We start from the raw sequence: 19,417 nt of genomic DNA on the forward strand, positions 1-19,417 counted from the left end.
AATAAATTAAAATTGTTAAAACGTTGTGGATTTGGATTTAGAAATTTTAATAATTTTGAAATACGGGCTTTACTCTTGTGGCATTTTCATAACATTTTAGCACACTAAGTACGGAAGAGCCAGACAAAATAGGTCTTATCGGCATAATTTAAAAGAGTGTAGGTCAAGCTTTCGCGTTCTAATGAACTGTTTAAAAATTCGGCGTAAGTTGGGTTAACGCAAGGAAACCCAACATCTTTTTCCACTCACAATCTTATCCATTTCCACCATGAGAATGCGATGATTGGACGGATAGTGCCTTAAAATGGCAATGGAGTGATTCATTTGGGCTTCACGAGTTTCCAGAGTTTTTAAAGCTAAGTTAACCCATGTAACCGGATCTGGCTGTAAAGATATCCGTCCTTTTTCTGCAAGTATGAGTGTTTCCCAAATGCTAATTGGACTTAGCCAAAGTTCAGTGTTAGGATCGGCGATCGCCGTTTGAAGTGGTGGCGATAGGCGTGGGTCGCCCAGTAAATACCAAAGCCAAATGTGCGTATCGAGTAAAAGTTTCATTCTAAAACTTCCCACAGTTCGGCGACAGGAGCAATTAAATCTCCTAATATTTCACCGCTTCCTTTCATTGCACCAAAGGAGGGGCGTGGAGCTTGGGTAGTCGCCGGATAAATAATCACTAATGCTTTTCCTTCATGGATGACGGTTAGAGGGGTTTTGGTACGTTCGACCTCTATAAGTAGAGTCTGGAGGGTTTGGGGTAATTCAGTCGTGGTAATGTGTGCCATTTGTTGACCGTTCACAATCTTATTCTATTTCTACTATAATAATTCGATCATTTAGACGGAGAGCGATCGCTATTTAATCATCTCTGTACTCTACGGTGAAAGAGCAGGACGAACAACGCGAATTAGTTTACCTTGCAAAGATTCTTCTGCTGTAATAGCCGCGTTGATTCGGTTAGCCAGCGCTTCCCAATTGCGATCGCGCTAGCGATGCGTAGCATTAACTTTTTCTCCGAGTTTAATGTCTGTTTTTTTCGCGTATAAGTATATATGCTTAGTAATTATGTACCAAAATCCGATTATTTTTCGGCTCTTTTTTTAAGAGCAGCAAGCAGCTGGGGTTTAACTTCTCTAGCCCATAGGTCAAAGTTAAAACTGTCGTTATTGTCACTAGCTGATGCCTTAACTGACGTTTTGACTGCGGTATTCATTTCACTTTCTCCTTTAACATATATATGTAGCTTCTGTTAATTTTAGATTACTTGTCATATATCTTAAGGCGTAATATTCAGATTTTATGCAGTAACTGCAATGACACCATGCAGAATATCAATAATTACAATTATTGGTTATCATTTAGTTAATCTTTGATTAAAAACATTGATAGTTGGTGACCTTGCTGAGATTAATTTACACCCATATAAAGCGATCGCATTCCCCGTAGAGTTGCAGACTTGCTACTACTGCAACTCTTTTAGTATCTTCTCAGCTTTGGGTGAGGATCTCCACCCCCGCCTCAGTCACAGCCACAGTATGCTCAAACTGGGCAGAGAGTTTTCTATCCTTAGTGACAGCAGTCCACCCATCTTTAAGGATTTCCACCTCCCATGTGCCCTCATTAATCATCGGTTCAATAGTAAAAACCATCCACGGCTTTAGACGCATACCCGTCCCTCGCTTACCGTAGTGGAGGACTTCAGGCGCAGTGTGAAAAACGCGGTGGACACCATGTCCCGCAAAATTCCGCACTACCGAAAAGCCTTGCGACTCAGCGTACTCCTGAATAGCAGCACCAATGTCGCCGATCCGTGCCCCTGGCTTGACCTCTGCAATACCCCGCATGAGGCACTCTTGGGTCACCTCGACCAACTTTTTCGCCTTGGGTGAAGGCGTACCGACTAGGAAAGTCTTAGAAGTATCGCCGTGATAACCATCAACAAGAGGCGTCACATCAACATTAATGATGTCCCCCTCTTTAAGAATCTGCTTAGCATTAGGAATGCCGTGGCATACCACTTCGTTGATGCTAGTGCAGATAGATTTGGGAAATCCTTTGTAGCCAAGCGGAGCGCTCTTGGCCCCACGAGCCTTAGTCCAGCGTTCTGCCTCGTCGTTGACTTCCAGAGTGCTTACCCCTGGTTTTATCATCGGTTCCAGATGGAGGAGAAGTTCGGCAGCCAAGCGCCCAGCTTGACGCATTTTGTCCAACTCCCGACCCGATAAAAGCTCGACCATATCGCGTTTCATGCTGTTTTGTTCCTTAAGGGCATAATTATTGTCACGGATACGGTAGCATCTAAGTATTTGCTTTTGACTTTACCGCTTGGCAGATTCCGTTTTGCCCCTATATCCAACTCTCGGTAAACCGGAGTATTAGGGTTCTTCCGTTTCTGGTATGCTAAATTCCTTGTCAGCTTTACTGGGCAAGAGTTTAACTTAAAAAAACCTGAACATAACCTGAAAGCCTTGCCCAGTAAAGCTTGTGAGATAAACTTTTGACTTTTAGCATGACTTTGTACGAAAGAGCAGGGGTTTCCTCGTTTAATTGCTTTGATGAACTTTTTCTCTAATCCTATTCAACATCCCACTTGGTCGGTGGATTACCAATTTTCCTCTGCTTAGAGTGACACAAGATAGATAACAGAGCATACCTGATAAATCTTTGTTTTATAACCATCTGTAGTGTGCCAGTTTCGCCTTGGGGAGTTTAAATTTAAAAGATAGTGGAGCAAAAATGTTTCCTAATGGTCTATTCTGATTTCTCCAGACAAATTACCCCGTCGTTTGCGGGTCTTGTGCTGTTGAGTTTGACGCTCGTTGCTAGCCCAACTCCTTCCCTGGCGCTACAGCTTGCTCAGCTACAGTCTGCACCAAGACAGCAGAATAGCAGCTTTGTGGAATCGCAGACAGCAGCTTACACTTTAGGAGGAGGCGATCGCATCCGCATCGATATTTTAGAAGTCCCCCAATACAGCGGGGAGTACCAGCTGCTAGTAGATGGCTCAATCAATATGCCCCTGGTTGGCAAAATATCCCTATTCGGGCTGACATTGGAACAGGCGTCTGAGGCGATCTCTGCTAAATACGCTAGTATCCTCAAATATCCCGCGATCACGGTGAATCTTGTGGAGCCTCGTCCCGTAACCATTTTGGTTTCGGGGGAAGTGGAGCGTCCTGGAACCTACACCGTATCTGTCAGAGAGCCTTCGTCTCCAAATGTACGCTTTCCAACTGTGACGCAGGCAATTCAGCTGGCGGGGGGAATGAATCTAAGTGCAGATCTCGCAAACGTACAGCTACGCCGAAAGAAAAGGTCAGGTTCGCCAGAAGTGATAAAACTCGATCTGACAGAACTATTGCAGGCAGGTGCTAGCAATCAAGACATCAAAATACGCGACGGAGACACCATTTTCGTCCCCACTCAAAGTAATTTCAACCAGGTACAAGCCAGCCAGATAGCTGCTTCAAACTTTGGAGTCGATCCAATTCGACCGCTGACTGTTGCAATTGCGGGTGAAGTTGCCCGTCCTGGGACATATATCATAGCTGAACGAGGAGGAGTAAACACCAATGCCGATAGATCGGCCGCTATCCTTCCAAGTTTGACAAGAGCAATTCAGCAGGCTGGGGGAATTACCTCCGCAGCTGATATTCGCCAGATCCAGGTACGCAGGCTCACTAGAGCAGGCGCACAACAAATTATTAACGTCAACCTATGGAATCTATTGCAGACAGGAGATATCAGTCAAGAACTGGTATTGCAAGATAGAGACACCATTTTTGTCCCCACTGCAACCGACGTAAACCCTACAGAAGCAGCCCAAATCGCTACGGCTACTTTTTCCCCCGCTACTATTAGAATTAACGTGGTAGGAGAAGTTCCCAAGCCTGGAGTGGTGGAGGTGCCACCAAATACCCCATTAAATCAGGCTCTGCTGGCAGCGGGAGGATTCGACAGACGGCGAGCGCGTCAAAGTTCTGTAGAACTGATTCGCCTCAACCAAAATGGCACTGTTTCTCGAAGAACAGTGGTTGTTGATTTTGCCGAAAGCATCAACGAGGTAAATAATCCCCTACTCCGCAATAACGACGCGATCGTAGTAAGTCGATCTGGCATGACTAGAGTTTTGGACACCATAGACTCTCTCTTAAGACCTGTAAATAATATTTCTGTCCTATTGAGACTTCTGGGGCTGTTTTAGTCAATACAGCGATCCTATCAGGTAGACAAACAAGATGAATATTCGCGGATTATGTGGCTAGTATCGAATTAAGCAAAGCTTAGGGATTTTTCTGAGGTATAACTCACTTCAAACGAAGTAAAAATATGAATACAGAACACGAATTCCATCCGCTTTCACCCAAGCGTAATGCCAAGCACTCTCAGTCATTGTCGCAAAGCTACACAGATCAGCCATCGGAGAGCGATGATTCTCAACTTAGCATCGGTTGGGTGTTGGCAGTTCTACGCCGTCGGGCATTTGTAATACTGTTTGTAGCAATTGCCTTAACTGGAACCCTGGGCAGTTTGCTGGTCTTGAAAGCAAAGAAGACTCCTCCAGTGTATGAAGGCTTGTTTAAGCTTTTAGTTGAGCCTGTAACAAGTGAAGCCAAATTGACCAGGCTAGCCTTACTGGATCAAACACTAGGTGGAAGAACAGCTGCACAAGATATTAGGATCTCAACCGATACCTTGGATTATGAAACTCAAATTAGGGTTTTACAGAGTGCAAAACTAATGGAGCCAGTCATCAAGGAGTTGCAAACTCAGTATCCGGATATTACTTATAACTCATTGAGCAAGCAACTGAAGATTACGCGCATTAATTATTTACAAGATGGAAAACAACTAGGAACCAAAATTTTAGAAGTCAGCTACCAAGATGACGAGATAAAAAAAATTAAGTTGGTATTGGATAAAATTGCCCAAGCTTATCTAGCCTACAGTCTCCAGCAACGCCTGACAAGCACGCAGCAGGGAATTAAGTTTATTGAAGAACAGCTGCCTCACTTGGAAAACAGAGTTGACACGCTGCAAAGGCAACTACAAAAACTGCGGCAGGAAAACAACTTGACCGATCCTAAGACTCAGGGCGAAGAACTGTCTCGTCAAGCAACTTATCTGGCTAACGCACGAGCAGACGTGGAACAACAACTAGCTCAGGCCAGAATAGTCTACGCCAACCTAAAAAAGATAGCCCAAGACAACCCTACCTCGCTTCTAAGTAACGATGCTGTGGCCTATGGTCAGTTACTCAGACAGGCGCAGGAGTTAGATAGTCAGATTGCACAAACTTCAGTGCAATTCCAGCAAGACAGCATTCCGATGAAAATTTTACTCCAAAAACAGGAAAATATGCGTTCCCTGTTGCGTCAAGAAGCTGAAGCGATTGTGGAAAAAGCTGCCGGACAAATTCGGGAACTAGAGGCTCGCCAGAAAGCAATTGTACAAGGTCAAGGAATGTTAAATCAAAAACTGAAAAAATGGCCTTATGTAGATCGCCAGTACGCCGATATTCAGCGAAATTTACAAATTGCCACCGATGCTCTTAATCAATTTTTAGCCAAGCAAGAAGGGTTACGGATAAGTGCTGCCCAAGAACAAGCGCCTTGGGAGCTAATTGTTGCGCCTGAGGTAAAGCAGGATGAGAAGGGTAATTTCATACCTGCTACAGCGAATAAAACTAAGCGCCAGCTAATGATAGTAGCTATTTTGAGCTTCTTGTTGTCTATAGGAGTAGGTTTCCTGGTGGAGATTATCAATAATGTCTTCCATACTCCTGAAGAAATTAGAGCTGCAACCAAACTGCCCATACTAGCAGTTATACCTTTGGCCAAGAGACGGAAAAAGTTGGCTTCCGTAGCAAAATTAGCTAGTTTGTCTCAACTAGCAGCGGCCACAAATCTTCTTGTACTGCAGCGGAGTGAGAAGCCGAAGCAAGATAAGGATTTTATGTTTTGGGAAGCTTTCCGCTCTCTGCATACGAATATCCGCTTGCTGAGTGCTGAAAGTCCTGTCGAATCTTTGGTAATTAGCTCGGCAGGGCCTGGAGATGGTAAATCTACCGTGGCTTTGCACTTAGCGCAGACGGCAGCCGCTATTGGTCAGCGAGTGTTACTGGTGGACGCCGATCTGCGCCGTCCTAAGCTGCATAAGATGATGGACTTACCGAATGTGCGCGGACTCAGCGATGCCATTGCCACAGACATCGGTCTTAATGAAGTTATCCAGCGATCTCGTAGCGGTGAAGCAGAAGCAGCCTGGCAGGACAACCTGTTTGTATTGACTGCTGGCCCGGTTCCCTCAGACCCAATTAAGCTGCTCTCCTCTTCAAAAATGTGGCATTTAATGGAGCAATTCCAAGCCTTCTTCGACTTAGTTATCTACGATACGCCACCTCTGGTGGGACTCGCTGATGGCAGCCTCCTAGCTTCCCATGCGGGTGGAATTATCGTTGTCGTCAATATTGACAAAACTGACCGTTTCATGTTAATGAAGGCATTAGATGGCTTAACTTTTGGTGGGGCTTCAGTTTTGGGAATAGTTGCCAATGGTGTTAAAGGAAAGGCTGCTAGCTCATATCAGTGACGCGAAACACATACTGATAGCGAAATGGCACGAAGATAAGCATACAGTAGGATAGGATGCGGGGAAACTTTGTCTAAAAATATCTCCGTGTGTGTCGTCTCTCCCTTTGAGGAGCATCTTCATAATCGCTTAACAAGCCGGCTATACAGCACATATAGCAAAGTGCAACGGAAGCCTACAAACACAGTCCTTTGCTTGGTTTGAGCGGTCAATACTGTCCTAAAATATCTGACTGTGGCTATAGTGGTAATATTTTAAGGGATAGCGCGATCGCGATCTCACCAGCAGCACTATTTAAGTAAATTTAACGATGACATCGAAGTCTAAGATGAGTTAATAATTAAAGATATACCACTCAGGAAAGTTGACGCTTGAGTTTTTACTTTTAATGTTGTTGAGTTACACCCACCTTGTTTGTAAAGATCCTGTGTCCTGGGCATACTGAAGCTCGCCTCAGTAGTTTATCAAAACTTTATCAAACCATCTAAGTAAATTAAACGATGACATTCAGGTCTAAAAGGCGTTATATATGAAATATAGTAATAGTAACAAGAGCGCCCAAGCCCAGAGTTAGCTCAATATGTTACGCAACTTGGCCTAAAAGATAACGAGGAAACATTATGAAACTCAACCACACTTCAATCGGTCTCGGCCTAATCGCTGGCAGTTTTCTCGCCTTGGGGACAGCTCCTGCCCAAGCCGCATCATTTAACTTCACTACGAACCAAAACGTAGGCACCTGTACTGGTGCGCTTGACTTCACGGGGAAAATAGGCACTAGATCCGATAGCCTTAACAGCACCCCTAGCTGCTCGACTGCTGACGGCGTTCAAATTAAAGCCGGTGTTAAGGTCAACGGTGTTGAGCAAGGCGCTTTGCTCCAAGGGAAATACATTCAGGATCTGACAGGAAACACTATAGCTGGTTCTGACAAAAACCGCGTTAAGGGTATTGGCGTCAACAGTGGCGCTAAGGAAACCAACGGCGGCTGGTACGATACTCTGACTTACGGCGAACTTGGCGGCAATGAGTTTATTGACCTTACGCCTGGGAGTGCTTCTATTCTGGAAAGCTTAGATTTAGGTTTCCTCTACGGCAATGGGATATTTGGAGATAAGGTCAATGAGACAGTAAAGCTGACGGCAACTGATCTCAATGGCAATAAAGTTGAAAAGACCTATACTCCGATCGTTGACGTAAATGGCGGCAGCTTGGTCAACCTGAGTTCCTCGACGGATAGCCAAAATGGTAGCAAACAAGGTGGCGGTTGGTATACTTGGAAAAATCCTTTCGCCGATTTAGCGATCACAACCTTGAGGCTAGAAGCTGGCGGTAGTAAGACCTTCAAAGATAACCAAAGCAGCGACTTCTCCTTGGTTGGCGCATCGTTTACAGCTAAATCAGTTCCCGAACCCACCACGCTTCTAGGTTTAGGAGTGGTAGCAGTTGGTTTAGTAACTGGTAGCCGTCGCCGTAGTGCTGCTAAGCAGAAGGCTTAGAAAAGGGTTCAAGCCAGAACTGGTAACTGCTGAAAAAAGTTATGTTTGTTTTTCAGCAGATTACTTAAAATTCCCTGCCATTAAACCCTGCTATTAAAAAACTGCTCTGACAGAGAATTGCCAAAGATTTCCAGGTTGACAGCCAAAGCGCGATCTTCCTGACCTCCCAGCCAGGTATTTGGGCCATACTTTCTGGCGACGCCCGTTTGCTGTTTTTTGCATAGTGGGACTCTTGGTAGTTATTTTGGCTGGATAGGATGGGCGGTTTAGGCAGATTCAAATCTTATCTGCTACTGTAGTGGTATGCTTAGAGAGACTACCACCCATCATGAGCTATAGGCTTAGCTCAGATCTCCTTTGTGGCTCCTGGAATTTTTAGGAATTGGCGCTAACTTAGGTGGGTAAGGAACTTATTGGCAAAGTTTGGGATTGGGTAAGTTAATATTTTTGAGGTAAAATTATGATAATTTGCCCAGTGAGCAAACATCCTCAACGCCAGGATAAACAAACTGAGCAATCGTAGATAAATATTTTTATCCCTTATTTTACACAGCAAATTAACTTAGTTTTTTTAATTAATATATGAAAGCCCTAAAAGAACTATTTCAAAGTAATCCCGTACTTTTGTTACTTATAGTTGGTATTGCTGGAATTTATACTGTAGTTCTATTTCATTATGCCAGACAGGAAAAAGTTGCTGCCAAAATAGAGAAATACTTTATATTTTTCATTTTATTGTGTTCGTCGAGAATGACAGTAGCCCCATTTAATTACTTTAATCCCTCTGGGCTAGCTGCCAGACAAGTAAAAAATTTGGATTTAATTCAAGTAGGTGTATTTGCAGTTTTTTTTTAATAATATCTACAAGGTTGCGGCCTGTTATTAAGAATTCAGTAACTACGTTTTTAGCACTTATTTCTCATAACCCTTTTTTATGGGCTTTGGTTTTTCAAGCGCTCATGTCTGCCTTCTGGTCAGGAACGCCAGAGCTAACGTTGAGAGCTAGTGCAGTGTTACTTGGAACACATCTTTTTATCGTTTACTTGTGCAATCAATATAGCTGGAAAGAATTAGCTGGTATTCTGCGAGTGAGCAATTTAGGAGTAGCGCTTTTAAGTTTGTTATTAAAACCGCCAGTTGGAGAAGAATGGGCAGGCGTTCTATACTCAAAAAATGCCTTTTCAGGTTTGATGTGTTTGAGTGCGATTTTGTGGTATTTGCACGCAGTTTATCAACCAAAAGGGCGCTGGCTGTCTTTAGGAATGACTGTTTTATCATTTGCTTTCATGAAACGCGCTAAATCCGCAGGAGCTTTAGTTACCAGCTTTATATTAATAGCCTTTTCCTCATACCTTCGTTATGTTAAACGTTTGAATTTTCAGTGGGCTTTTACTGCGGTCGTACTTTTTCTAGTTATAAGCGCTTCTCTAAGTATTTTGATAACCGACAATCTACCACTAATTGTCGTGGATTGGCTAGGTAAGGATCTGACGTTTACAGGCCGCACAACTATATGGGCAATGATTATACCGCTGGCCAACAAGCGTCCGGTGTTTGGTTATGGATACGTCGGTTTTTGGCAACCCTGGCGAGGTTTTGATGACCCCGCTCATTCAGTTATAACTGATAATGAATGGAGGCCACCCAATTCTCATAATGGCTTTATAGAAATATACGTGCAATTAGGTTGGATTGGGTTAATATTATTTTTTCTGGCCTTTGTTACCAGTTTGGCTATGGCAGTCATCTATTTGATTCGTAGTAAAAAACCTGACTCGGTACTGCCCCTAATACTTATAACGTATATGTTTATGAGGAACCTTTCCGAAAGTGCGATTATTGATTTAAGCTATACTTGGTTTTATTATGTTTTATCGACAGTTCGACTGAGCCTAGACATTGCACAAAAAAACTTCAGCGATGACCGTACCAAATCTCAGGAAGCCGCTTCCCTAAAACCAACAGAGCCATCAAACCGGGCAGGCCCTTGATAAAGAGAGTTATTGTTGCCTTGCGTCTTTCGCAGCGGCTTATCTAGTACTCCAACCACTTTTTAGGAGATTTAACACAGTTAATGTTAAACAAGTTCGCCACACTCACTCAAAAACTTAGCCCTGGTTTGCGCCAAATTATGGCGAACACCGCTTGGCTATTCTCGGAAAAAATCCTGCAACTGAGTGTAGGTCTGTTGGTGGGGGTATGGGTGGCTCGCTATTTAGGCCCAGAAAAGTTCGGGCTATTCAACTATGCGATGACTTTTGTAGCGCTGTTTGCTCCTCTTAGTAACTTGGGGCTAGATACGATCGTGGTGCGGGACATAGCTCGCGATCCTGCTTGTAAAGCAGAAACTCTTGGTACTGCCTTTACTCTCAAGCTGATGGGCGGTATCGTAACGTTATCGCTGGCGGTTGGAACGATTTCTCTGCTCAACCCATCGGAAAAATTACTCCCCTGGCTGACGGGCGTTGTAGCTATAGGAACTATTTTTCAGGCTTTTGATACCATCGACTTGTGGTTTCGATCGCAAATCCAGTCTAAATATACTATTTTTGCCAAAAATTCAGCTTATATATTCATCGCCCTGGTAAGAGTGGCCTTGATTCAAACCCGCGCCCCACTAATTGCGTTTGCGTGGGCCAGAGCAGCCGAAATAGCTTTGGGTGCTGTAGCTTTGGTAATTGTCTATAGAAATAACGGTCATCATATTCAAGCTTGGCGAAGCAGTATTAAGCGTGCTAAGAGCTTACTTCAGCAGAGTTGGCCTTTATTAGTAGCTGGTTTCACAACTTTCATTTATTCAAAAATAGACCAGGTAATGCTTGGGACTTTATTGACAGATAAAGCAGAATTAGGATTTTATTCCGTAGCCGTTAAGCTTTCCGAGCTATTCGATTTTATACCAATGATGTTGTCAGTATCTTTTCTGCCTAAGCTGGCAGAGATCAAAAGAAGGAGTGAAGCTGATTATCAGAAATCATTTCAAATTTATTTTGATATCATGTTCTTTTTATGGTTGGTAGTTGCTATTCCAGTCTCTCTTTTATCCTCTCATATAGTAAACTTTATGTATGGCCCTTATTACGCTAATTCAGCGTCTATATTATCAATATATGTATGGGCGCAGTTTGGAAGTAACTTTGGCGTGGCTAGGAGTGCTTTTCTAGTTATCGAAGGCAAACAAAAGTTTTCGTTGTATATTAGTGTTATAGGTGCATTGATTAACATCACCATCAACCTGTTCCTGATCCCGACGGCGGGAGCAGTAGGGGCGACTATTGCCACTTTAATAACTTATTTTATGGTGACTGTACTGATCAACTTTTTGGTAACAGATCTCAGACCGATCGCTCTGTACATTTTCCGGTCTTTTAATTTGTATAAATCAGCATTAAGGCTTTTATCATTAGGACGATGATTCAGATTAAACCTCAAATAGAACATCAATCAAATTGTCCCTATAATGGCAAACCACTGAAGCCAGAAAATATCCTATGGCAAGGTATGCACGTTTGTGTTAAATCTAAATGTCCAGAATGTCATACTGAATTTATTGAAGATTTAAAGATTGGTCATGCGATTAATCATCCTTATCAGGTTGATTTGGCAAAAGGAGTGTTTTTTGGTGACGAGAGTAGCCAGGAATGGTTGGGCAAACCTCTACTAAAATCTCTCCAAAATCCTCACAAAGAAGAAATTGAAATTACTAAAGAAGTTTTTCGGGAACATCAGCGAGTAATTATATTAAATTGTATCGATTTTCTTTACGGACATAGCCTATTAAAATTACTGAATGCTCAAAGGTATCTCGATAATAACCCTGATTATGGCTTAGTTGTAATAGTGCCAAAATTCCTTCGATGGATGGTTACAAAGGGAGTAGCAGAAGTATGGACGGTGAATATTTATCTCAAAAATGGCCAATGTTATTATTCCTGTTTTGATAAGTTTGTGAGGGAAGAATCAAAGCGATTTGAGGAGATATACGTAAGCGACGCATATTCCCATCCTAGTAAGTTTGATATCAGTAGATTCACGGGAGTTGCCAAGCATAACTTCCAGCCAGAAAAATTACAAATAACTTTTATCTGGCGTCAAGATCGCAGTCGTCTTTGGTGTAATGCTTTGGGGATTAAAGTTCTCAATAAACTGAATATGCTTGACTTGGCCCTATACGTCCAAAATAGGAACGTGCAGCGGTTGTTTGAGAAAATCCGAGCTAGGATACCATCAGCAAAATTTGCGATCGCAGGTTTAGGTAAAAAAACCCAATTTCCCGCCTGGATTGAAGATTTGAGAGTAGATAAATATGATGAAAAAACCGAAAGAGAAGCTTGCAAAATATATGCAGATAGCCGTTTGGCGATCGGCGTACATGGCTCTCATATGCTGCTTCCCTCCGGCCATGCGGGAATGACCATCGATCTAATAGGAGGAAGGTGGGGGAATTTCGCTCAAGACATCCTCTACCAGGAAACAGATCCCAGAATTGCGGCATTTCGATATCGATACATTTCCCTTTATACCAGTATTCCCGAACTGGCAGAGATTGCCTGTTCTGCGATCGAGAAGTACAACATTTACTCGGCGATGATGACCGCTGATAAGTACCTATGAAAACTCCTGTTGCTTTCTTAGTTTTTAACAGACCGGATACCACGGAAAAGGTATTTGAGCGCATTCGAGAAGCAAAACCACCCAAGCTGTTAGTAGTTGCTGATGGGCCTCGTGCAGACAAAGAAGGTGAAGCAGAAAAATGCGCTCTCGTCCGCGCCGTTATCGATCGAGTTGATTGGGACTGCGAAGTTTTCAAGAATTATTCCAATACTAATATGGGTTGTAAACGGCGTATTTCCAGTGGTTTAGATTGGGTTTTCAACACCGTTGAAGAAGCAATTATTCTTGAGGACGATTGCTTGCCACATCCTACGTTTTTTCGGTTTTGCGAAGAACTCCTAGAATACTACCGACACGATACGAGAGTTACCCATATCGGTGGCAATAATTTCGGTATATCAGGAAGCAACAATAATGAGAGCTATTATTTTTCCAGGCTTACCCATATTTGGGGTTGGGCTAGTTGGCGCAGAGCTTGGCAATACTATGATGTTAACATCAGCTTTTGGCAGGAACTGAAAAAAGGAAACGGAGTGGTACAAATGCTCAGTTGTCAGAAGGAATATGAAGTAAGAAGTAAAATCTGGGACAAAGTTTATGCTGGTGAGATTGATACCTGGGATTACCAGTGGGTACTCTCTAGTTTATGTCAGGGTGGATACGCGATATTACCTAATAAAAATTTAATTTCTAACATAGGTTTTGGACAAGCCTCCACTCACACATCCGATGCGAACAACCCCTTCGCTAATATGAAAACTTATGAATTAGAATTTCCTCTAGTACATCCAAAATTTTTCTTAATAGATCGGGAGGCAGATCAAATGTATTTTAAAATCAAGTATGAAAAGGGATTAGTGGAAAGAGCGATCAATAAAGTAAATAAAGTTTTAGGTAAATTACAGGTTAGTTCGCAATGATTAACAGTTGGTAAACTAACATAGTTTATGCCTAATTAAATTATTTCCCTGTGCAAGGTTAGCTCTAAAAATACCAATTACTCTGGCAAGCTGATAGAAATGATTAAAAAATCCTGGCGTAATTTTCTCAACAAGTATCTGTGGGCCGATCGAAAAGATATCTTAGCGATGCAGTATTTAGCCCCACTATCTAAAACTTATTTGCCTTGGACTAGCTCATCCATGAGGCCAAGTGCTTTGGTGATAGTTTTGAATGATATTGTCATCAATCGCCGTACTTGTATCCTAGAGTGTGGAGGCGGGATATCTACTTTCTATATGGCTAGGTTGCTCAAGGAAAAAGGAGGACATTTATACACAGTTGAACATGATAAAGAATGGGCTGAAATTTTAAATTGGCTTCTCAAACAAGAAGGACTCAGTGAATGCGTATCGGTTATTCCAGCACCTTTAGTAAAGACTGATTTGGCCATAAATGAAAACCTTTGGTACGACACCAAAATAATAGGAGATATCATTTCTGGTCAAAAAATCGATCTCCTGATAGTTGATGGCCCACTAGCCTATACAAAAGAATTAATGTATGCCAGATATCCAGCAGTTCCATATTATAAAAATTTTCTCGCCACAGAGTATACGATCGTACTCGATGATATTAACAGACAGGGAGAACAGGAGATTTTGCTTAAATGGGAAAAAGAGCTAGGCATTTTATTTCAAAAACGTTTAGCAGATGGCAATATAGGCATTGGTAGCTCTAAACGTTCTTTCAAAATTTAAAGGTGCATGGTTGCCATTGAAAGTAAAGATAAAAACTATTTATTAGGGTTGAGCAAATGAAAGTTTTACATCTCACCAGTTCTCGTCTAGACAGCGGCGCAGGTCGTGGCGCGTATTCCCTCCATAAAGCTTTACAATCAGTTGGTGTTGAATCAAATATGCTAGTCGCCATCAAAACAAATGACGACTCTAGCGTTTATAGTACAGCTAGCAAAATCGAAAAACTAATTCCTAACATCCGAGGGTATATAGAGTCACTACCTCTCTATGCTTATCCTCAAAGACAGCGTTACGTTTTTTCTCCCTCATGGTTACCTACTAATATGGAGCGAAAAATGCAAAAATTTAATCCCGATTTAGTAAATTTGCACTGGGTTTGTCGGGGCTTTTTAAACCCTAGCAATCTGCCAAAATTTAATAAACCAATTATTTGGACACTTCGGGATATGTGGGCATTTACTGGTGGATGTCACTATACAGAAGGTTGTCAAAATTATCTGTCTTCCTGCGGGAATTGTCCTTACTTGAACTCCGGCAAAGAGAACGATCTGAGCCGTAATGTTTGGAAAAGAAAGCTGAAACACTGGGAAAACTTAAATATAACTATTGTGGCTCTTAGTCATTGGTTGGCAGATTGCGCTAAACAAAGTAGCTTATTTAAGAATAAAAGAGTGGAAGTTATTCATAACGCTCTAGATGCAGCCAAATTTAAACCACTGCCTAAAAAATTTGTGAGAAAAATTTTAGGCTTGCCTCAAGACAAAAAAATAATTTTGTATGGTGCGATCGAAGCGCTTACTGATAAAAGAAAGGGATTTCAATATTTAGAAATAGCTCTACAACAACTAGCACAAAATGGTTATAATGAAAATGCAGAAGTAGTAATTTTTGGCTCGTCTAAACCGGAAAATGCCCCTGATTTAGGAATGCCAATAACCTATATGGGTAGGTTACACGATGATATATCCCTTGCCTTAGTTTATGCAGCGGCAGATGTCAGTATTGTACCTTCAATTCAGGAAGCATTTGGTAAAACAGCGATGGAATCTTTAGCCTGTGGAACACCTGTTGTTTCCTTTGATTCCACAGGCTTAAAAGATATCGTTGAACATGAAAAAAATGGTTATCGCGCCACCTGTTTTAGTGCTGATGATTTAGCAAAGGGAATAGCCTGGGTATTGCAAGATGAACAACGTTGGCAAGTTCTGTCGCATCGTGCTAGAGAGAAAGTAGAGCAAGAATTCACGCTTGATATTCAAGCGCGTTCTTACTTACAATTGTATCAAGAAGCTTTGCAGAGTTATACTCTGAGATCTGGATAATTCTTACCTACTTTATCGCTTCCATAAACAGAGAATTCGGACGATTATCCATCACTTCCACCTCTGGCAAACGACCTTCTTTGTAATTACACCTTATCACTTCCTGAAACCCAGTATTCAACAGAATCTTTCGCAGCAATTTTTCATTGTAATGCCAATGATGGCGATTCTTTTCTAACTTTTCATTTGCTTCAAAAAATCCCGTCAAAAAAAATTCAGGATCTTGGGGATCGTAACTTTTAATCATTTCATCCAAATCTGGAACTACTACCCGAAATATGCCACCCTTCTTGAGAACGCGAAACACCTCGGAAATACAATTTAAAGCCGTTTCCCTATACAAATGCTCCATCATGTGAGATGTATAGGCGCAAGAAAATGTCTCGTTAGGCCAAGGAAACTTTTTCCCAACATCTAGATATTCGACTTTGCTAAAAATTCCTTGCTGATGTTGCTGATAGCGCTGGTTAGAAAGCACTTTTGACCGATGCAACACAAAAGGCAAACCAGGAAATTTTGATATAAAAATGTGGGGAGTAATATCAGTATTAATCCAGCCGGGATATACGCAGTCGAAACATCCAATATGCAGCTTTTTTTCGACGCTCATCTGTTTACCTCAAAAATTATTTTTACGTTACATTTATCCGCTTTAGCCTTAAACTTAGTATAATGCTTTTTGAGCCAGGTCAACAATTAGGGGCTAATGAAAAGTAATAGCATAGCTGTACTCATGTCTTGCTATAACCGTAAGCAGAAAACCTTGGATTGTCTAGCTGATCTCTTCAGTCAGGTACTCCCAGACACGGTTAACCTCACCGTCTATCTCGTCGATGATGGTAGCACCGACGGCACAAGCGAAGCCGTGGAACAAGCTTATCCAAACGTAAAAATTCTTCACGGAGATGGCAACCTATTTTGGAATGGGGGGATGCGGTGGGCTTTTGCCGAAGCGATGAAATCCGACTGCGACTATTACCTTTGGCTTAACGATGATACTCTGCTGTATCCGCAAGCCTTAAATACTCTACTGGCAACCGAGCGTCGCCTAGCCGAGCAAGGTCATCTGCGTACTATCATAGTAGGTTCGGCTTGCGATCCTGAAACGGGTAAGCTCACCTACGGAGGTATGGTACAAAGTAGCTGGTGGCACCCCCTGAAATTTCAATTAGTAGAACCAAGCGAACAACCCCAACCTTGTCACACCTTCAATGGTAACTGCGTGCTTCTTCCGCGATCGGTAGTCGAAATAGTTGGGAACTTAGACGAAGCTTTTAAACATCGGGTGGGAGACTTAGACTATGGTTTGCGAAGCTTGCGACAAGGGTGTACTATTTGGGTAGATCCATACTATGTGGGAACCTGTCCCCGAAACATAAACCAACCCCTGCGCTTACGCTTGGAAAAATTGGCTCAACCCAAAGGCTTACCGCCCCAAGAGTGGAAAATATTTTCCAGCCGTCATGCAGGTCTGTTCTGGCCAATTTATTGGTTGTTACCCTATATAAGATTGCGTTTGTTATCAGCATTAGGAAGAGAAGACTAAAACGGGGTATTCCCAGCATGAATTCAGAGCAGCAAAAATATAAACTAGCTCTTTTAGTGAACACGATCGCTCCCTATCGCCTGCCCATATATCAAACCCTGGGTTCATACTTCAACTTGAGTATCTTCCACGGCGGCGATGAGCAAAATAGATCTGGATGGCAGAACGTAGAAAGCAAACTTAGCAATATCAAAGTCAAACGTTCTTGGGGAATAACCCTACAGTGGCGTCAAGGGAAAAAGGGCGGAACTTACGATCGCCGCTTCACTCACATTACCCCTGGTTATCTGCTAGATTTGTGGAAATTTCGCCCGGATGCGATCGTTACCAATGAAATGGGTTTCCGCAGCTTAGCAGCTTTAATCTACGGCACAATCTTCGGCATTCCAGTTTGGGTTTGGTGGGGAGGAACGCTACATACCGAAATATCCAGAAAATTATTCAAAAAAGCTCTCCGCCGCTTGTTTATTCCCTGGGTGAAACACTGGATCAGCTATGGAGAAACCTCCACAGAGTACCTTTTGAGTCTGGGAATTCCCAAAAACAAAATATTGCAAATTCAAAACTGCGTTGATGAGCAATTGTATTTAGAGCCAAAAGCACCAAAAGTACAGCGCGAAACCAAACCCGTATTTCTGTATGTAGGACAGATGATCAACAGAAAAGGCGTTGATAAACTATTAGAAGCGGCCTTTAAAGTGCAGCAAGAAGGACACCGCTTTTCCCTCCTGTTGGTTGGCGGTGGGCCAGAAAAAACTGCTCTAGAAGCTTTAGCCCAAAAACTGAATTTGCAAAACGTAACCTTTTACCCTCCCCAACCGCCGGATGTTATGCCCAGTATTTATTGCAGCGCCGATTATCTGGTATTTCCCACCTTGGAAGATGTGTGGGGATTAGTTGTGAATGAAGCGCTTTGGTCTGGCGTTCCCGTGCTATCCTCAATCTATGCAGGTTGTTCTAAAGAACTGCTACCCAGCCAAAACATATTCGATCCCTTAAATGAAGATGATTTTGTAGCGACTTTGAAAAGAGCGTTGGCAGGTGAGGTGGCCTACCCTGACCACTCTAGACTGAAAACCTGTGCAGAAGTAGCGGAGATGATTATTAACGACATCAAAAGCGTCCTTAAATAATTAACAAAATTCGCTTAATAAATTTCGATATAAAGAGGGAAACAATGGCATTAATATCCAAGGTATTTCGGAAAATATCAAATCTACTTTATATAAAAAGAAATCTAGAATCAAAAAGAAAAGTAGATCTAATTAGAAAAGATAGAAAGGAATTTACATATCATGAAAATCCTAATATTACACTAATTATACAGTTTTTCAACAAGCGACAAAATATCACTCAAATAATGGAAAGTGTCCGCCGAACTTCGGCAGAAGAAATCATTATCATTGATGATGGTTCTGCGGATGGTTCCTACGAAGATTGGCTTAAATACCTAACCAGGCCAAATGACTTTCTGCTTCGGTGTAATGATATTTTTGAAATCAGAACTTATGATAGAGCCATAAATATGGCAAGAGGAGAGTATATTTGTTTACTGCAAGATGATGATATTCCTCCACCAAATAACACCTGGATAGAGGAGGCTATAAAATTATTTGAAACTTTTCCTAATTTGCTGATTTTAGGCGGAAGACAAGGGTTAGAACTGCTTACGCCCGATCCAATCGAGCTGAATGGCGATCCCAAATATCAAAAAATAGGAAATTTAGCTGGTTCTCCAGGAATTGCTAAGTATCGCGTTTACGATCGTCCTCTCTACACAGAACCTAAATCGGGAATTCCCTTCATGTTTACAATGGTGGTAAATCGCGCTCCCACCATTCTCAGGAGAGAAGCTTTTCTCAAGATAGGCGGCATCAATCAAGAATATGCCCCCTTTCAATGCGATGATGTCGATGCTTGTCTGAGAGCATGGTTAGCAGGGTATCAAGTTGGTTTATATACCTGTCCCTTTTCTAGAGATGTTGGTAGAGGTGGCATGAGAGTCTTTAACAGCGAAAAAGTTCCAGCCCAAGCAACTAAAAACTGGCAGAAAATTTATGCTACTTACTCTCTAAATATTGCTGATGGCTCGCTAGAAAATCTCGTACAAAATGCGAATAAGTACTTTACTGCGTAAACTCCTAGAAA

General features: G+C 42.2%; 17 protein-coding genes. 13 read left to right on the forward strand and 4 right to left on the reverse strand.

All coding sequences use genetic code 11. The features are described from left to right. Positions 1-213: 213 nt before the first annotated feature. The 3 genes from LAY41_RS25090 to map form a co-directional block, all read right to left on the reverse strand. Entirely contained in the window at positions 214-555 is a 342-nt protein-coding gene (locus LAY41_RS25090) for a type II toxin-antitoxin system VapC family toxin (protein ID WP_249104065.1), read from the reverse strand. After that, the gene (locus LAY41_RS25095; RefSeq protein WP_249104068.1) at positions 552-797 is read right to left on the reverse strand and encodes a type II toxin-antitoxin system Phd/YefM family antitoxin; all 246 of its coding nucleotides are present in this window, start codon (positions 795-797) and stop codon (positions 552-554) included. The genes LAY41_RS25090 and LAY41_RS25095 overlap by 4 nt, the downstream gene beginning before the upstream one ends. A gap of 687 nt (positions 798-1,484) precedes the next feature. Beyond that, on the reverse strand, positions 1,485-2,246 hold the full coding sequence (gene map, locus LAY41_RS25100) for a type I methionyl aminopeptidase (protein WP_249104070.1): 762 nt from the start codon (positions 2,244-2,246) through the stop codon (positions 1,485-1,487). Between the two features lie 497 nt (positions 2,247-2,743). Between map and LAY41_RS25105 the strand changes: the two genes are divergently transcribed. The 10 genes from LAY41_RS25105 (at position 2,744) to LAY41_RS25150 (ending at position 15,723) form a co-directional block, all read left to right on the forward strand. Continuing rightward, positions 2,744-4,201 (forward strand): SLBB domain-containing protein, encoded by a 1,458-nt coding sequence (locus LAY41_RS25105; protein WP_249104073.1) that lies wholly within the window; start codon positions 2,744-2,746, stop codon positions 4,199-4,201. 125 nt (positions 4,202-4,326) lie between these two features. After that, positions 4,327-6,588, forward strand: coding sequence for a GumC family protein (locus LAY41_RS25110; RefSeq protein ID WP_249104076.1), 2,262 nt, complete (start codon positions 4,327-4,329; stop codon positions 6,586-6,588). A 620-nt stretch (positions 6,589-7,208) separates the two neighbouring features. Next, the gene (locus LAY41_RS25115) at positions 7,209-8,087 is read left to right on the forward strand and encodes a PEP-CTERM sorting domain-containing protein (RefSeq protein WP_249104078.1); all 879 of its coding nucleotides are present in this window, start codon (positions 7,209-7,211) and stop codon (positions 8,085-8,087) included. 582 nt (positions 8,088-8,669) lie between these two features. After that, entirely contained in the window at positions 8,670-8,942 is a 273-nt protein-coding gene (locus LAY41_RS25120; RefSeq protein ID WP_249104080.1) for a hypothetical protein, read from the forward strand. Between the two features lie 14 nt (positions 8,943-8,956). Further along, entirely contained in the window at positions 8,957-10,078 is a 1,122-nt protein-coding gene (locus LAY41_RS25125) for an O-antigen ligase family protein (protein ID WP_249104082.1), read from the forward strand. A gap of 83 nt (positions 10,079-10,161) precedes the next feature. Continuing rightward, positions 10,162-11,502 carry a flippase gene (locus LAY41_RS25130; protein WP_249104085.1) on the forward strand — a complete coding sequence of 447 codons (1,341 nt, stop codon included), beginning with the start codon at positions 10,162-10,164 and terminating at the stop codon, positions 11,500-11,502. Next, a complete protein-coding gene (locus LAY41_RS25135) occupies positions 11,499-12,701 on the forward strand; it encodes a hypothetical protein (RefSeq protein ID WP_249104089.1) in 1,203 nt (400 codons plus the stop codon). The genes LAY41_RS25130 and LAY41_RS25135 overlap by 4 nt, the downstream gene beginning before the upstream one ends. Next, on the forward strand, positions 12,698-13,621 hold the full coding sequence (locus LAY41_RS25140) for a glycosyltransferase family 2 protein (RefSeq protein WP_249104092.1): 924 nt from the start codon (positions 12,698-12,700) through the stop codon (positions 13,619-13,621). The genes LAY41_RS25135 and LAY41_RS25140 overlap by 4 nt, the downstream gene beginning before the upstream one ends. Positions 13,622-13,720: 99 nt before the next feature. Continuing rightward, positions 13,721-14,401 carry a class I SAM-dependent methyltransferase gene (locus LAY41_RS25145; RefSeq protein WP_249104094.1) on the forward strand — a complete coding sequence of 227 codons (681 nt, stop codon included), beginning with the start codon at positions 13,721-13,723 and terminating at the stop codon, positions 14,399-14,401. Positions 14,402-14,457: 56 nt separating this feature from the next. After that, on the forward strand, positions 14,458-15,723 hold the full coding sequence (locus tag LAY41_RS25150) for a glycosyltransferase family 4 protein (protein ID WP_249104098.1): 1,266 nt from the start codon (positions 14,458-14,460) through the stop codon (positions 15,721-15,723). A 7-nt stretch (positions 15,724-15,730) separates the two neighbouring features. On the opposite strand, the gene LAY41_RS25155 is transcribed toward LAY41_RS25150, so the two are convergent. Beyond that, complete coding sequence (locus LAY41_RS25155) at positions 15,731-16,333, reverse strand: class I SAM-dependent methyltransferase (RefSeq protein ID WP_249104100.1); 603 nt, start codon at positions 16,331-16,333, stop codon at positions 15,731-15,733. Positions 16,334-16,429: 96 nt separating this feature from the next. Between LAY41_RS25155 and LAY41_RS25160 the strand changes: the two genes are divergently transcribed. From LAY41_RS25160 to LAY41_RS25170, 3 genes are read left to right on the forward strand one after another with little or no spacing between them, the layout of a single operon-like run. Beyond that, entirely contained in the window at positions 16,430-17,269 is an 840-nt protein-coding gene (locus LAY41_RS25160; RefSeq protein WP_249104103.1) for a glycosyltransferase family 2 protein, read from the forward strand. Between the two features lie 17 nt (positions 17,270-17,286). Continuing rightward, positions 17,287-18,402, forward strand: coding sequence for a glycosyltransferase (locus tag LAY41_RS25165; RefSeq protein WP_249104106.1), 1,116 nt, complete (start codon positions 17,287-17,289; stop codon positions 18,400-18,402). A gap of 44 nt (positions 18,403-18,446) precedes the next feature. Then, the gene (locus tag LAY41_RS25170) at positions 18,447-19,406 is read left to right on the forward strand and encodes a glycosyltransferase family 2 protein (protein WP_275974386.1); all 960 of its coding nucleotides are present in this window, start codon (positions 18,447-18,449) and stop codon (positions 19,404-19,406) included. Positions 19,407-19,417: the final 11 nt, after the last annotated feature.

Source organism: Argonema galeatum A003/A1 (assembly GCF_023333595.1).
In the GTDB taxonomy this organism is placed as follows: Bacteria; Cyanobacteriota; Cyanobacteriia; order Cyanobacteriales; family Aerosakkonemataceae; genus Argonema; species Argonema galeatum.